Origin of the sequence: Leptospira perdikensis, assembly GCF_004769575.1 — a bacterium.
GTDB classification, from domain to species: Bacteria; Spirochaetota; Leptospiria; order Leptospirales; family Leptospiraceae; genus Leptospira_A; species Leptospira_A perdikensis.
In genome coordinates this window covers 57,471-73,269 of record NZ_RQGA01000003.1, presented here as the reverse complement: position 1 = coordinate 73,269, position 15,799 = coordinate 57,471, and the positions used below count along the sequence as shown (strand labels likewise).

Here is a 15,799-nt window from a genome sequence, read left to right as displayed (position 1 = left end):
GAGATGATACGGTTATTATCCTTATTGATTGTAATTTTGTCCTTTGTACGTGCAGTTCCTGCGGAATCGAGAGAGGTCAAAAAAAAACCAACAAAAACAATTTCTTCTAATTACTTTGTAAAAAAGGAAGAAAAGAATTTTTCCTTACTCATGGAAGCAAGAAGGTTTGGAAGAGGGGAAGTTATCTTTTTACGTTTAACTCCTAAAGATAAAAAGTGGATTAACGAATCTTTTAAGGTCAGTTGGTTGGGAAAAGATGTGATTCTTACCAAAAGGGAAAAAAGTATGGTAGCCTTTTTACCAATTTCCCCCGATACACCCGCGGGTGCGATGACACTAGAAATTGTATCTAAGATATTTTTTGTCAAACGTGGCCAAAAACAATATCAAATCATTTTGGAACCTACGAAGTTTCAAGTGATCAAAAAAAATCCTCAGATTAAAGTGGATGAAAAGTTTATCACAAAAGAACTTCCTAAAGAAACTTTAGATTTTATCCAAGAATGTAAAACTGCTAAAGAATCAGCCTTCTCGAAACAAAGTAATTTACAGTTTGTTAAAAATTTTAAAAAACCATTGGAAAAGATTTTTATTACCAGTAAATTTTATGTTAGGCGGGATTATAATAACAAACAGGGCCGACCACATGGCGGAGTCGACTTTCGCGGTAAATCAGGAACACCGGTTTACGTAATCCAAGATGGGGTTGTGGTCCTCGCTCGTACGACTTATTATGAGGGAAATTTTACAATCGTAGATCATGGGAATAAGATCTTTTCTTTTTATATGCACCAAAATGAAATCAAAGTCAAGGTTGGTGACGTTGTGAAACAAGGTCAGGAAATTGGAACTGTGGGTTCTACTGGAATGTCGACAGGCCCTCATCTCCATTTAGGAGCTAAGGTAAATGATATCCTTGTGGATCCACTTTCTTTAATTGCCCTGCAATCGATTTCCGAATCGAATTGATGCTAAAAATTCACGGATACCTTGTTCGTGAATTTCGCCCTTCTCTAAATTTTCAGTTATGTGTAATAAAAGTTTATCTCGATTTGGAGTTTCCACAAGGATAAATCCTGTTTTCGCATAACGTGGTCTTAGTAGGTCATAAAATGTCCAAAACTTGGATGTAACAATAAAGGGCTCCAATTCTTTCTGTTGAATTTCTTGGATGTCTTCGATATCACCTTTACTCACTTGTATTTTTAGAAATTCGGAAAATTCAGAGATTGCTTGGTTTTCTTGGAAACCCAAATAATCAGGAAAGTAAAAAATGCGAACAAAAGGATACCTTTCTGCATCATGATCACTGAAAGCAAGTAATCCCGCAATTTGACCTGCTCCCGTTTTGTTTTCCATAGTTAAGTTTTCTGGTTTAAAAAAGTAAAATCCTTCAGGGAGCGTAAAACCAAACTGCAGTTCTTCATTCCAATATTGGTTGTTGTCTACAACGCTCCAACCATTCAGGTCCTTTTCTTCAATTTGGTATTTGTTTTTGAAGAGTAAATAGGCTGATAAAACTTCTGCACCTTGTAATGCCTTAAAAGAAATTAGAGCATTACTTGCTATCAGACAAGCTGCTATTAAAAGTCGCGCATAGGTTTCAAGGTGTAAAACACGAACAAGAAAGGTGATGGCGATAAATAAAAATAAAAACACTGTCCCGGCTTCAAAAACCAAAATTTCTGCCAACCAGAGAGCAAAAATAAAAACAATAGCAACACCTATCTCAATTAGAGGATGGAAGGTTTCTGCCCAATATCGGTTGATTACATATAAACTAGCATAAGTAATCAACAACCCAACGATTAGAGAAACAATACAAAGAGCTAAGATGTAGTGCCAAGGCAAATGTGATTCGTGATAAATGAAAAAAGGGATCGCTATCAGTGAATATATGGTGAGAAGGTTTCTTGTGGTTTTCGGTGCTAAGTATTTATTAAAGAAACCACTTGCATGATTTTGGATTTTAGTTAGTATTTGCTTCATGTCGGCGATCACAGACTTCTTTCAAAAAATCCAAAACCAAATTGTAGAAATCCAAACTACCATCAACCAGATCAAAACCAGTTGGGAGAATTTTCAAAAGTTTTGGGATTTGTTTTTTACTTTAGTCCCTTGGGAAGTTCTCCTCTTACTCATCTTTTCTGTCATCCTCCTTTCCGTTTTCAATTCAGTTTCTCCCAAAACTCCAAAGGCCAACCTTACGATTGCGGTTTTATTACTTTCTGCCCTTTGGATCTATTTTTGGGGATTGTTCGGAAAGGAAGTCTCTTATTCCAAAGTTATCTTTGTTTCTTTCTATATTTTGATCCCCTTACACGCAATTGGTTTGTTTCAAATCTTGTATCGTTTTGGGAAAAAACTCTATTGGAACAAAAGACGGATCCAGCCGAAAACTTGGGATTCTGCCCTGCACCAACTCTCTCTTGATTACCACCAGTTGGTAGGAAAGGCTCATTTGTATCACACAGAAATCCAAGAGAATCGGGACAATCTGTACCAAGAAATGGAGCGCCTGGAACTTTCGCTGAAAGGAATTAAATCTCTCCTTTCGCAAAAGAACCAAACGATTGTCAAAAGTGTCGAGGAAACCTAAACAAAACTATTATTTTTTACCAAGCACTTGTGGATAAAAACCAAGAGGGGATTGTACATCATGATCGTGGGCAGGGATAATTTGTAGTTCTGGATTTTTAAGGAGGAGATTGTGAACTCGCGAGATTTCTTCACCCAGACCGGCAGTGTCAAAATCAACAATCCATCTTGCCCCTCTGGGTTTGTGTTTTTTTTCCAAAAACCCTTCTCTTCGCCAGACAACATCTCCTGTAAGAAAGTAAGTTTGTCCATTCTCTGTATGTAAAAAGAGACCGACCGAACCTTCACTGTGACCTTTCATGGGAACAAAAACAGCAGTTCCATCTCCATACCAGTCCAAACTCTTCGCATAAGATGCATAAGGTTTGTCTTGAAATTGCAAATGTTTCCAATTTACAGAATCTCCATCAAATTGAGAAACAATATAACCCGATTCAATTTTGGGATGATTCAATTCTTCTGGTAAAGAATGGATTTTTGCTGAAGGAAAGTCTTTTAATCCGCTGGCATGATCCCAATGCAAATGTGAGAAAAAAACATCCTGAATGGAACTTGGATTCACACCGTTTAATTCTAATTGTTCTTTTGCGGTTTGGATCAACTGGTATTCCATGAGTAGTTTTAAATAGAAAGGAAACATTTGGAACTGTTCTTTGATTTTGATTCCAAGCCCAGTATCAAATAAAAAATTTCCTTTAGGATGTTGGATATAAAAACCGGAATGTGCTACAGTTACTACTTTCAGAACAGATCCACCTTCAATCACAAAAGCTTCTAGGGTTTTTGCCTCTCCCGTTTTCAGTATCGAAAAGACAAGAGGTGATTTTCCTTTTGGTTTGGGAATGAGTGAGGTCGTTTCTTTAGACTCTAAGGTTACGGACGGAATACTTTCATTGGGGTATCCGAGAAAATAGACTAGGAAGAGAACGATTGGAACAAGAGTTAGGTTTATTCGGATCAGAGTTTTTTTCGAAAGTTTCATATTTGATAGGTTTCCTTTTTAAAATTAATTTTGTTTGAAAAGTAATTCAGCAGTTTTTGCGGCCACACGTAGTGGTTCCGGCGACTTTTGGAGTTTGGAAAGTAATAAAGCACCTTCCCATAAAGAAAGTAAGGAAAGAGATAAATTTTTAGCGGTGCGAGAAGTGTAACCTTGCTCTACCAAATAAGTCTCAAAGGTTTTTAACCAGAGAGAATAAATTTCTGCACAAACATTTGAAACACTAGGAACCGAGTTAGAAGTTTCCATTGCAGTTGTTGCAATTGGACATCCTTTTTTGTAATCACTGGAAACAATCCTGTTTTCTAAGGCATGGAACACTTGTTTAATGGCTTGGGCGGGTGATTCCGCTTCTACTAGAACCGATTGAAAAAATACATTCAATTGGTTACCTGAATGGAGGAGGGCCAGGTTCGTCAGTTCATCTTTTCCACCAGGAAAGTGGAAATAGAGCGAACCTTTGGGAGTTCCCGTTTCCTTTCCCAGTTCGGTAAGACCTGTGGCTTCATAACCCGTTTCTTCCAAAAGTCCGGACATGACCTCGATCATTTTTTGTTTGGTTTCTAAGCCTTTTTTGCCCACAGGACCATTTGGGAAAAGATAATAGACCGGTCAACATAAAAATAAAATGAACTCATTTTCTAAAAATGAAAAATTCTGGTTTGTTCTCTGTTTCCTTTTCATGGCCCCAGGGTCAAAATTCCCGTAGAATAAATCTCATTGTTTTTTCTTGGTCCGGCCGATAAACTAAGTAGTACGGATTTCGGGACGAAGTATGATCAATAAAAAGCCATCGCTAACAGGAAGACAAAAGGCCGCCATCTTTTTGGTTGCTGTTGGAAACGAAGTGGCATCCGAAATCTTTAAACACCTTCGTGAAGACGAGATCGAACAAATCACGTTCGAAATTGCTCGTTTAGATAAAATCACTCCAGAAGACAAAGAGAAAGTCCTTGTAGAGTTCAATGAACTCATGATGGCTCAGGAATTTATCACCAATGGTGGTATTGACTTTGCGCGAGGGCTTCTCGAGAAAGCTCTCGGTAACCAGAAAGCTATCGATATCATCAACCGACTCACTTCGTCATTACAAGTAAGGCCTTTTGACTTCATTCGTAGAACGGATCCGGCCCACCTACTCAACTTTATCCAGGGGGAACATCCGCAGACCATCGCACTTATTTTATCTTATTTGGATCCACAAAAAGCATCCAACATTCTATCCAACTTACCGCACCAAATCCAAGCGGAAGTGGCAAAACGAATTGCGACTATGGACCGGGTATCACCGGACGTACTTCGTGAGGTGGAACGTGTGCTCGAACGTAAACTTTCCACTCTTGCTTCTGAAGATTATACGTCTGCTGGGGGTATTGATTCTGTGGTAGAAATTCTGAACTTAGTAGACCGGGGAACTGAGAAAACCATCATTGAAGCCCTGGAAGAAGAAGATCCAGAACTTGCAGAAGAGATTAAAAAACGAATGTTCGTATTCGAAGATATCGTTTTACTTGATGACCGCGCGATTCAAAAGGTAATGCGAGAAGTAGATAACACTGATTTAGCGAAAGCGCTTAAGTCTGTAGATTCTGAAGTACAAGATAAAATCTTTAAAAACATGTCCAAACGTGCTGCAAACCTTCTCCGAGAAGATATGGATTTTATGGGTCCTGTTCGTTTGAAAGACGTGGAAGATGCGCAGCAAAAAATTGTAAACATCATTCGTAAACTGGAAGAAGCTGGCGAGATTGTTGTGGCTCGTGCCGGAGAAGACGAACTTGTGGTTTAATCTACAAGATTCGTTTTGTTCTAAGAAGTAGTCGGATATTTTTTGTAAATTCGAATCTTTGAAAATTCTATTTTGTTCGGTTGCTGAACTTTCCCCATTTGGGTGGAAATTCGACTAATGCATCCTTAGGAGAAATTTCACCTCGTTCTAATCTTTGGTTGAGAGTGATGAGTTTGTGAAGGTTTCCCATAGAAAAGGAAAATTCGGTAATATCAAAATCATCCAAACGCACTTTAGCATTTCTACAAAACAGTTTGAGTTCTGATAAAATCAAAGTGACTCTTGCGTTGGCATAACGAGCTACGATCTCTTCAAATTCTTCTTCATTGAAAAATTCTTTTTCTAAATCATAATCGAATTCTTGTCGGATGAGATCGATGATTGATAGTCCAAGTTCTTTTGCGACCAAAACGACATAATCGAACTTAGATCGTATCCAATCATCGGATTCCAATAATTCGACAGCGGAACGAGGAATATTCAATTTCTCTGATAGTTCGACTCTTGTGAGTTTTCGTTTTTCGCGATAGGTTCTGAAGTGGTTTACTTTTTCCATGTTTTAAAAAAAAATCAAAAATTCCGTTAATAACGGTCTGAAACGGTTCCAAAAACGTCCTTAACGTTCTGAAAGAATAACATTCGCATGGATTGGATTGACTTGCAGTAAGAAAGAAGCGTTACGCTCAAGTTACGCTAAATTTCCTTTTTAGAGTCCACCACCGAGGTTAGCCTAGGTGGTGGACCCGTTTTTTCCACCCTTTTCTTATTTCCATCGTTCGATTTCGTCTTTTTTGCGTGTTTTGCGCGCATTAGGTTGTCGGTATTTCATATTTTCCCCGGATCAAGGCGAAGTAAGAGGATTTCTTTTTGAGATGGGATCAGAAAAAATTCTTTATAATCGTTGGAAAGGGTTACGATGGAAGCCGTCAAAAGGAAACCATTGATGTACAAAACCCCATCTTTTAGAATTAGTTTAATCTTTATTAGTTTGATTGCCTTTTATTCTACCAATTGTGCCTCGTTAGAAACACCAAATCGTTTGCGTAAGGTGATTGATTTACAAGGGCATCGCGGAGCAAGAGGACTCAAACCGGAAAATACCTGGCCTGCTTTTGAAGAAGCAATCAAATATAAGATGGTCACACTAGAGTTGGATACTGTTCTTACTAAGGACAAACGAATAGTCATCCACCACGACTCGGATACAAACCCAGTCATTTGTCAAAATGTGAATGGTTCAGAGATCAAAAAAATATCTCTCTACGAACTGACATTGGCGGAACTACAATCCTACGATTGCGGAACTAAAAAAAATCCAAACTTCCCAAATCAAATTCCAGTACCCGGAACGAAACTCCTTTCTTTAGAAGAGTTTTTTGAAAAGGTATTGTTTGCGGAAAAAAAAACGAAAGAGATTTATGAATTCAATATCGAAACAAAATTTCCAGATGATGGATCTGCTCCTGATAGTTTAGTAAAAGAACATACAGAAAAGTTAATCCAAATCATTGAAAAATATAAAGTAACAGAAAGGTCCACTATCCAGTCCTTTGACCTTCGTACTTTAACTTTTTCCAAAGCAAAAAATTCGAAAATCAAAACCAGTGCTTTGTTTGTTCCTACATATTTCCAAGGTTTTTTAATGACCATTGGATTTGGAAATGGGTATAGGGATAAGATTTTGTCGTTAACGAAAGACAAACAAGCGGATATCATTTCGCCATACTTTTTGTATGTCACACCAAAATTTGTAAATGAAGCACATAACAAAGGTATATTTGTCATTCCTTGGACTGTGAATACAGAGAAAGAAATGAAACGATTGGTTTCTTGTGGTGTAGATGGAATTATTTCTGACTATCCAGACTTATTAGATTCTGTAGTCCGTAAAAAACCTTAAAGTCCCGACACAACAGTACAAAGGGAAGAATAGAGAGAGAGGTAATTTGTTGCCTCTTTTTCGATTCGATAGATATCCACGATCCCTCCGGCATTAGCTGCTGAACTAATACTTGCATTGCCGGAGGTGAAAAAGAATCCGTATCTTTTTACACATGCCTTTCCTTTTTTTAAAGGAAATTTAGGTAAGTTTCGTTCTGATAAACCTAAAGAATAAGATGCGTACAAAAGCCCTGTAGGACCTAAACCTTGTGGTTGTCCTAAGTTTAGACAACTAGTCGAAAAACTACAAAGTAGAAATAATACCCCAAGAGTTGATGAAGACAAAGAAATTAATTTTGTTTTCATTCGTTTCCGGAGACCTCTACGCAAAGGTTCGCATAAATGCCTAAGATGGCAAAGGTTGTCCAATTAGTTTCCGTTACGTTTTGAATTTTAGATCTAGATTTTAAAAATTCCAAAGATGCATCTCCGAAGGAAATAAGTCCGAGTACAGAGTGTACGCATGACGTTGCCCTTCGTTTGGATGATTCCCCTGTTCCAAAAATTCCAATTTTTGTTTTTGTATAGAAAAACCCTCTGAGTCCAAAACCTGGGGAGGCGCAGTTACTAAAAAACAAACTAAAGATGGTGATCAGTAAAATAGAAAAGATTAAAACTCGATTCAAAAAATTTCCTTAGTTGTTAATCAATTCTTTATGTTTGTTTTTCATTTGGATGCATTTTTTTTCAGAATCAATTTGTTTCAAAAGAGTTTTTTTAATCGGAGCAGGAAGTCTTGGATGGTTTCCTGTAAACTTCTTTAGAATGAGTAGTGTTTCATCAGTGCAAAAATCTGGTGCCAAACTTTTTGCAAAAGCATCCAAATAGTTTTCATCTTCACCTCGATTGAAGCGGTCTAGGGCATCAAAATAAGTATCTAAAAAACTCAATTGGATGTCTTTTTGGTTTTCGGGAAAAAGTGAGTAGGAAACCACTCGTAAAGTTGAAGAGGAGAATTGACTCGACTTGGGATTCAATAGAATTTGGATCCATTTTTCTTTAACAGACTGATTTGGTTCTGCACTTTCGGCCGCCAAACTAGAGTTTACTCCACGACTGGATGGATCTACTTTTTTCTCACGATCAATAATTGCCTGTATTTGTGTCCTGTCTGTTTCCAAGGAACTGAGTTTTACGATGAGACTCCATCTTAAGTCTTGATCGATTTTTAATCCATTAACGATGAGTTTGTTTTCTAAAAAGTCGTACAATCTTTTTTTAGAAACCATTGTATATGTGGAATCAATCAGTGACACAAATAGATATCTTTGTTCGTCACTTCCTGGTTTTGATTTATTCAGTTCCGCCCATAAAAAACTTTGTAAGGCATCGAAGTCACGAATTCGTTTTTCTTCAGGAAACCAAAACCGACTAGTTACATAAGTAGAACCGTTGTCACCTGCTAGCCGAGATAAAATCCAACGTTTGTTTTTGGTATCAGATTCTTTTGGGTACAGACGAATGGCGGTGTCTTTGAATTCGTCAAATGTGATGTTTGCTAACTGGACTTGTCTAAAATAATCAGTCCACAAAATGAGTTTTCTCATTGGGTCTGTATCATTTTCTAAAACATATTCCAAATTTTCTTTGTTAGGTTCTGTCCATTTCCAAATCGCAAAGTCATGATCTTCTGCATTGATAAAACTGTAATCGGGACAAGATTTTACAGGAAAAATAGCATAGGTAGAACGACCAGAATAAACAATGGGGAATTCTTCGAAGGAGAGTTGTTTATTTGTTTTATCAAAAAAATAAAGGCCAATAACGGTTTTGTGATCTCTGAGTTTGTTTTCCAAACCGGGAGCTGATTGGACAATTTTCCAATAGAATTGGTTTTCTGCACAGACAGTTGTTAACTCTATCTGGTTAGTACCTTTGGTTTCCAACCAATCTTTGGACCATTTTTTCATGGGAAAACCACTTGCAAATTCCAACTCTTTTAAAAAGTCAGTGAGGGTAGAATTTGAATAAGAATATTTACGTAGGTAATTTTGAACTCCACGTTTAAATGCATCTTCTCCAATAAAATAAACTAATTGTTTGAGAACGGAGGCACCTTTTCCGTAAGTGATTCCATCAAATTGAGTGAAGGCTTCCTCAGTATCAGAAACTTTTGCTTCTACTGGATGGTTCGTAATATAACTATCTTCGTCGTAAGCCCATTGTTTCATTTTTTCAAAAAAACTAATCCAAGTTTCTTTGAATTCGGAATTTTTTGCTTGGGCTAGACTTGCCATATAGGTCGCAAAACTTTCGTTAAGCCAGAGTCCATTCCACCATCGCATGGTGACCAGATTTCCAAACCACATATGTGCCATTTCGTGTAAAACAACATCAGAAAGATTTTCCCTCTGGGATCTTGTCATGGGTGCACGAGATACAAAACGTTCAGAAAAAGTTACGGCCCCAACATTTTCCATAGCTCCAAAATTAAACTCAGGAACAATGACTTGATCATATTTTAAAAACGGGTAAGGAATTCCAAAATAAGAATTAAAAAAAGCAAATCCTTCTTTGGTAAAGGTAAACCAGTCTTTGGGATCCACATATTTTGCCAGAGATTTTCTTACGAATAAACGTAAAGGGATGGATTCAAAATGATCTTCCCAAACTTGGTAAGGGCCTGCGTGGAGAGAAAAAACATAAGTAGAGATTTTTGCTGATTCAGGGAACGAATAAGAAATTTCGTCTGGGTTTGTTCCTTTGGATTGGCCATTAGGAAGGGTTGTGGAGATTACCTTCCAGTTTTTAGGTACGGTTGATTTTAGTTGGAAAGTAGCTTTTAAATCTGGTTGGTCAAAACAAGGAAACATTTTGTTCGCATGAAAAGCTTCAAATTGAGAATACAAATATACTTCTTTATCATCGGGATCGGTGAATTTATGAAGACCGTTGCCTGTTTTTGCATAAGGTGTTTCAAATTCAACGGTAAGAGTGTTGTTACCAATCATTAGATTGTTTGCTGGCAATTGGAGATGACCATTTTCGTATGGAAGATTTGTGAGATTTTCTTCGTTTAAAACAATACTTTTGATTTTCCCTTGGTAATAATCCAACCGCAGGTCTTTGAGTTTTTTTCCCAAAAACTGAATTTTGACCTTTCCTGTAAAACTATCTCCCGAAGTTAAATGAACATCCAAATCATAATGAATGTCTTCAATGATTTCAAACCGAGTTTCGGCTTCCGATTGTGTTAGGTGGTAAACCGGTTTTTTGAGACGGCAATCCAAAAGCAAAACAAGTGAAAGTAAGGTAAAAATTTGTAAAAGTTTTTTCATAGATGCTCCGTCTCGTTATGGTTGAAAATTACGATATAAAATGGCCCAGTCGATAGACTTTCGATTTTTCCATTCTGGTTCGCTATAGTATTTGCCACCAAGCGAATTTAGGATCATTTCCATATAGTCTTCGCCAGGATCAAAGTCTTTTGCGTTGAGGAAAATGGAACCACCCCATTTTTTCTTGGCTTGGGTATGGCTAAAGACACCAGACAATTCTTCCAATTTTTCATTAGAAAGTGGAATTTTGTATTTGGTTGTGAGTTCCATTACAAGATTTTTTACTGTTTGGATTTGTTCAGGTTGTTTTAAAAGTTCTTCAGTGTCTTTGGCAATGATTTCGATTTGGATGCAGTTGTCGTTTGTTCCAGTCGCAGCGGCCGCCCTATCTTCTAAGACATCCACTAATTGATAAGCCTTTCCATTGTTATCGATCATGATGGATGCGGTTAGGTTACGCGCTTCCAGTGTGCGAAGGGATTTAAAATATTCTGAAATGGCGGTGTAATGTAAAACCACACAACTAGGTTTGATTTTTCCGCGGAAAGTGTATTTAACACGATATTCTTCCGGAGGAAAACCTTTTTCATCTTTTTCAAGATAGGTAAAAGAAACTTTTTCTGGTTTTGTGATTCCTCTACCATTGGTAGGTTTGAAGGTTTCTTTTAGAATGTCTTTGTTTTCTTTTTTTAAAACCCAACCGGTAACAAAACGATCTTTCCAATCATCCTCTTCATAAAATTTGCCATCGATTTCAGAAAGGATTTGTTTGAGTGCTAGTTCACTTCCGCAAGGAGAAAAATCTACAAATCCGCCAAACCGTCGTTTGGTTTGATTGTGAGTGAAAACACCAATTTTGGAAATAACATCATAATTGGATTTGGGAATGTTTAGTTCTTCTGTCAGATAAGAAATGATTTGGTTCAAGGCTCCCCGTTGTTTTCGGTTGTTGTAGAGAGTTTCTTGGGTTCCTTCGTATACGATGTGAATGGATTCTAAATCAATTCCTGGTGCGGCCGACCATTCATGATTCAAAAACTGTGGGTCACCAAAAATATTTCCTTCTGAGTCCACATAAACATGAAACATAAATTGGTTATCAACGGAAAGTTTGAGGAAATCAGAGAATTTACGTTTTCCCGAATTGTGAAGGATGATGGCAGAAACTGATTTTGGATCTCGCGATTTGGCGAGAGAATTCCATTTTACATTCTTTACCGACTCAAGTTCGTTATAAGATACCAAACCTTGGATACGAATGGATGGATAGTCAGGTTCCCTTCGAAAAATACCAATACATCCAGTAAAAATAAGGAAAATGAGTGATAATTTTACAAGTTTCTGACACAATGGGTTCAAAAATAAAACAAGGACAAGTGACTTGGAGCCGTATACACCCTTTATCCTATCGCGAAATCGTTTCTTAAAGTTTTCTCTCAAATGTTTTGCCTTAACTGCAGTTTCGATTCAGGGAGTGAATTGTGGTCCAGGACTTGCCACTCCCACTCTCCGGGGAATTTCCCCAGAACAATATCATAGTTTTCGTAGCTTGCAAGAAGTCTTCTTAAGCGACAACCCCATTCCGAATTTTGATTTAGGATTAGCATTGGATAATTATGTGTACGGACATCCTTATCCGATTGAAACAGAAAGCGTTATACAATTGTTAGCTACTGTTCCTTCCTCCATTTTAGCAGCCATGGCACTCGATTTTTCTTTCACACCTATTGTGAAACTTCCTATGGAAGAAAGAATCAAAAGATTACAAGAGTGGAAACATTCCTCACTTGGTCTTAAACGTGGAGTTTATGCTATCCTTAGACAAATTTCATTTTTCCTTTTAAGTTCCGACAAAGAGTACCAAAAATTTGTCGGTTATATCCAATAAGGCGGACACCATGGGAATTCCTGTTTTTAACGAAAAAATCATCACTCCAAAAAAACATTCAAATGTAATTAAAGAAAATAATATCCAAGATGGTAAGTGGGAACTAAATGCTGATGTTGTTATCATTGGTTCTGGTGCCGGTGGAGCCGTTGCTGCGAGTGAACTCGCGAGAAATGGTTGGAAGGTAGTTCTCGTTGAAGAGGGGAGTTACTTCACACCTACCCAGTTCAATTCTGATGAATTCATCTCGCAAGCAAGACTCTATCGAGATGCGGGGTTTATTGTTACCGAAGAACAAACGTTATCGATTTTACAAGGAAAGTCCATTGGTGGATCCACAACCGTCAATTGGCAAACTTCACTTTACCCACCTGACTATGTAACTACGGAATGGAGTGAACGATTTGGTTGGCAAGGTTACTCGCGTGAAGAAATGGATCCTTTTGTTTCTGAAGTCCATGAAAGACTCGGCGTTCACGAAGTTCCAGATAACTTAGTGAATGCGAATAACAATGTCCTTCGTGTTGGTGGAAAAAAAATTGGCCTCACTCCACAGGTACTTCGTAACAACAACCGTGGTTGTATTGGGCTTGGTCGTTGTGGACTTGGTTGTCCTATCAACGCTAAACAATCTGCATTTTTAACTTGGATTCCCGATGCGATTGAAGCTGGTGCGATTGTTGTTTCGAATATGCGGGCAGCAAAAATCAAAGAAGGAAAAATCAAAACTGTCATTGCCGAGTTTACTCCCGATGCTTATGAAAAAGCTCCTGCCGAAGTGATCGAAATCATGGAAATCAGTGCACCAGTTGTGATTGTGAGTGCCGGTGCAATTGAAGGCCCTGCTCTTCTGCAAAGGAGTGGGATTGGGAATGGATGGGTGGGTAGAAATTTAAAAGTTCATCCTACATCCACAATCTTTGGAAAATTTGATTCCGAAATCAAAATGTTCCAAGGTCCACCACAATCCATTGTGATCAAAGACGGTCACAATCAAAATGGAACTGGTTACGGATTTTGGTTAGAGGCAGCTCCCTACCGTCCTACTTTGGCATCGTCACTTGTTCCATTTTACGGCAAACAACAGTTTGATGTAATGAAGGATTTTACAAAATACAACGCTGGGATTGTTCTCGTTCGTGATGGAGCGGATGGGGAAGCCAATGCAAGTGTGAAGTATAGTTTGGGTAGACGAAAGGTTTATTTTGAACTAACACCTACAGACGGTCTCAATATGTTACGTGGACTAAAAGCCCTTGCAGAAGTGACTGTGGCTGCCGGTGCTAAAGAACTGATTTTTCCTTTCACTCGGTTTACAGAGCCATACAAAGTCACAGGGAACGACAACTTTGATTGGATTTTGAAAGAAAGCACCAAACCAGGGGATCTAACTGTTGGTTCGGCGCATCCTCATGGTTCTATCCAGTCAGCAAATGATCCAGAAAAGGGTGCCGTTGATTTAAATTTGGAAATTTATGGCCATAAAAACATATTTGTCATGGATGCCTCAGTTTACCCTACAGGACTTTCGGTGAACCCACAAATAACGACTATGAGTATCGTTCTCAGAGCCTCGAGAAATTTGGCTTCGCAAAAAGAAGAAAGAACGAAGATCTAACTTTTTTCCAAAAATCCCTTTCATTCCCATGGGTTCTAACTAGTTTGGAATCCGTGCGGAAATATCTTTCCTTAGTTTTTATCTTTGTAATCTTCCAACCTACACTCTTCGCGATTGATAGTGATGCGATGAAGGAAGGCAAAAAAGCTTTTTCAAAAAAAGCGTATGGCGAAGCGATTAAAAAATTTACAAAACATGCCGACTCACACCCGCAAGACGGTGAGGCGTATATGTATTTGGGTTATATTTATGAATATAAAAAAGATTACCCTAAATCCATTCAAAACTTTAGAAGGGCTGCTGATTTAGATTTGGACAAAGACCAAAGAAAAACTGTCCTTTTAAAACTTGCCCTATTTTTTAATTACCACCAAGACTGGAATTTATCAGCCACATACTCTTCTCGTTATCTGAAATACGATCCTAAAAATGAAGAAGTTCAAAAGATTTACAATCGTGCTGTGGGCAACAAAGGAAATCCTTCTTCAACACATACGTATTCGCACCCAACAAAAGTGGAATCTAAACCTTCCGAACCAAAACAATCAGATTCAAAGAAAGAAAATTCTAAAAAACCAGAAGAAGTTTCTGAATCATCAGAAGGTACAAAACCAAGTGAGTATTACGAACAACTTTTAGTGAACCAACCTAACTTGGAAGATGTACGTTGGGATTATGTTTTGGCTTTGTTCGAAGAGAAAAAATATGATTTAGCAGAAACCAATCTTAAGAACCTAATCGAAAAGAATCCATCTAGATCCAGATACCATTATAAATTGGGAATTGTCAAACTAAGACAGGATGATCCAAAGTCTGCGATTGAATCATTTGAACGTGCCAAAAAAAATCCGTTTTCCAAAGACACCAATGTATTTTTATATTATGTATATTTGAACGAAGGAATCGCATTTCAGAAGTTAGCTGAATTGGATAAAGCAGAAACATCTTTCCAACATGCTTACAAACAATTACAAAAAGACCCTCCCCTTTTGGCATTGGCAAGATTGTACGAACAAAAATCCGATTGGGAAAATTGTATTTCTTCGGCCGACAAAGCATTGTCACTCAATCCAAACCAAGTAGAATCACATATGTTTCGTTTTGTTTGTATGTTTGAAGCTGGCAAAAGAACAAAAAAATTTGATACAAGTTTTACCAAATACTCTGAATTTATCGATTCTAAATTTCCTGACCTAACCCAAACCCCCGAGAAATACCAGGTCGGATTTATTAAGTTGGCAAGGAGGTATACCGAAACCAATGCTTTTGACAAAGCCGAAACTTATTTCTCCGTATTGGAAAAAGTTCCTGCAAATCTTGAGTCGAGAGAGTTTCTTTTCTACCGTGGTCGAAATTATTTTTATTCAGGTAAGGTAGATGCGGCCATTTCTATCCTTCAAAAAGTAACAGGTTCTTCCTCAGGACATTATCTGCTCGCCAGATGTTATTCTAAAAAGGGAGATCTTGTGAAAACCAAAGAACAATTTAAGTTGGCCGCAGATTTGAAGCCAGAGTATTGGACTGCAGAAACTTTAGAGAAGGACTTTAAAGAGGTTTGGAAGGATTCCTCCTTTCGAGAATTCATTGGTACAAAAGCCGGCACAGTGAGTGCTCAAGTCCATCCATAATCGATACCAGATATTGGTTAAAAATTTCCAGTAAACACAACCTCGGAAAATAACTTCCG

Annotated in this window: 15 protein-coding genes; 7 read left to right on the top strand and 8 right to left on the bottom strand. The window is 37.9% G+C overall.

Annotated features, from left to right (window positions below; translation table 11 throughout):
* The first annotated feature begins 3 nt into the window (after positions 1-3).
* Complete coding sequence (locus tag EHQ49_RS01610; protein WP_135575722.1) at positions 4-969, top strand: M23 family metallopeptidase; 966 nt, start codon at positions 4-6, stop codon at positions 967-969.
* Here the strand turns inward: EHQ49_RS01610 and EHQ49_RS01605 are convergent.
* A complete protein-coding gene (locus EHQ49_RS01605; RefSeq protein ID WP_135575720.1) occupies positions 934-1,989 on the bottom strand; it encodes a hypothetical protein in 1,056 nt (351 codons plus the stop codon). The genes EHQ49_RS01610 and EHQ49_RS01605 overlap by 36 nt on opposite strands.
* On the opposite strand from EHQ49_RS01605, the gene EHQ49_RS01600 reads away from it, so the two are divergent.
* Positions 1,988-2,599 carry a hypothetical protein gene (locus EHQ49_RS01600; RefSeq protein ID WP_135575718.1) on the top strand — a complete coding sequence of 204 codons (612 nt, stop codon included), beginning with the start codon at positions 1,988-1,990 and terminating at the stop codon, positions 2,597-2,599. The two genes, EHQ49_RS01605 and EHQ49_RS01600, sit on opposite strands and share 2 nt — an antisense overlap.
* A 9-nt stretch (positions 2,600-2,608) precedes the next feature.
* Here EHQ49_RS01600 and EHQ49_RS01595 read toward each other — a convergent pair whose 3' ends face one another.
* Both EHQ49_RS01595 and EHQ49_RS01590 read right to left on the bottom strand, forming a co-directional pair.
* On the bottom strand, positions 2,609-3,580 hold the full coding sequence (locus EHQ49_RS01595; RefSeq protein ID WP_135575716.1) for an MBL fold metallo-hydrolase: 972 nt from the start codon (positions 3,578-3,580) through the stop codon (positions 2,609-2,611).
* Between the two features lie 24 nt (positions 3,581-3,604).
* Positions 3,605-4,147, bottom strand: a complete 543-nt coding sequence (locus tag EHQ49_RS01590; protein ID WP_244241297.1) for a TetR/AcrR family transcriptional regulator — start codon at positions 4,145-4,147, stop codon at positions 3,605-3,607.
* A gap of 226 nt (positions 4,148-4,373) precedes the next feature.
* Between EHQ49_RS01590 and fliG the strand changes: the two genes are divergently transcribed.
* A complete protein-coding gene (fliG, locus tag EHQ49_RS01585; protein WP_004785217.1) occupies positions 4,374-5,387 on the top strand; it encodes a flagellar motor switch protein FliG in 1,014 nt (337 codons plus the stop codon).
* A 67-nt stretch (positions 5,388-5,454) separates the two neighbouring features.
* Here the strand turns inward: fliG and EHQ49_RS01580 are convergent, their stop codons facing one another.
* Positions 5,455-5,943, bottom strand: coding sequence for a helix-turn-helix domain-containing protein (locus EHQ49_RS01580; RefSeq protein WP_135575712.1), 489 nt, complete (start codon positions 5,941-5,943; stop codon positions 5,455-5,457).
* Positions 5,944-6,330: 387 nt separating this feature from the next.
* Here EHQ49_RS01580 and EHQ49_RS01575 point away from each other — a divergent pair, with 387 nt between their 5' ends.
* On the top strand, positions 6,331-7,287 hold the full coding sequence (locus EHQ49_RS01575; RefSeq protein ID WP_135577663.1) for a glycerophosphodiester phosphodiesterase: 957 nt from the start codon (positions 6,331-6,333) through the stop codon (positions 7,285-7,287).
* Here EHQ49_RS01575 and EHQ49_RS01570 read toward each other — a convergent pair.
* From EHQ49_RS01570 to EHQ49_RS01555, 4 genes are read right to left on the bottom strand one after another with little or no spacing between them, the layout of a single operon-like run.
* Complete coding sequence (locus EHQ49_RS01570) at positions 7,284-7,634, bottom strand: TRL domain-containing protein (protein WP_135575710.1); 351 nt, start codon at positions 7,632-7,634, stop codon at positions 7,284-7,286. The two genes, EHQ49_RS01575 and EHQ49_RS01570, sit on opposite strands and share 4 nt — an antisense overlap.
* On the bottom strand, positions 7,631-7,954 hold the full coding sequence (locus EHQ49_RS01565; protein ID WP_135575708.1) for a TRL-like family protein: 324 nt from the start codon (positions 7,952-7,954) through the stop codon (positions 7,631-7,633). The genes EHQ49_RS01570 and EHQ49_RS01565 overlap by 4 nt, the downstream gene beginning before the upstream one ends.
* A gap of 9 nt (positions 7,955-7,963) precedes the next feature.
* Positions 7,964-10,606 (bottom strand): aminopeptidase N, encoded by a 2,643-nt coding sequence (pepN, locus tag EHQ49_RS01560; protein ID WP_135575706.1) that lies wholly within the window; start codon positions 10,604-10,606, stop codon positions 7,964-7,966.
* A gap of 15 nt (positions 10,607-10,621) precedes the next feature.
* Positions 10,622-12,046 (bottom strand): peptidoglycan recognition protein family protein, encoded by a 1,425-nt coding sequence (locus EHQ49_RS01555; RefSeq protein WP_135575704.1) that lies wholly within the window; start codon positions 12,044-12,046, stop codon positions 10,622-10,624.
* Here EHQ49_RS01555 and EHQ49_RS01550 point away from each other — a divergent pair.
* The 3 genes from EHQ49_RS01550 to EHQ49_RS01540 are packed head-to-tail and all read left to right on the top strand — an operon-like array spanning position 11,988 to position 15,740.
* Positions 11,988-12,494, top strand: a complete 507-nt coding sequence (locus EHQ49_RS01550) for a hypothetical protein (RefSeq protein ID WP_208732142.1) — start codon at positions 11,988-11,990, stop codon at positions 12,492-12,494. The two genes, EHQ49_RS01555 and EHQ49_RS01550, sit on opposite strands and share 59 nt — an antisense overlap.
* A gap of 10 nt (positions 12,495-12,504) precedes the next feature.
* On the top strand, positions 12,505-14,112 hold the full coding sequence (locus EHQ49_RS01545) for a GMC family oxidoreductase N-terminal domain-containing protein (RefSeq protein WP_135575700.1): 1,608 nt from the start codon (positions 12,505-12,507) through the stop codon (positions 14,110-14,112).
* A gap of 44 nt (positions 14,113-14,156) precedes the next feature.
* Complete coding sequence (locus tag EHQ49_RS01540) at positions 14,157-15,740, top strand: tetratricopeptide repeat protein (RefSeq protein WP_135575698.1); 1,584 nt, start codon at positions 14,157-14,159, stop codon at positions 15,738-15,740.
* Positions 15,741-15,799 lie beyond the last annotated feature (59 nt).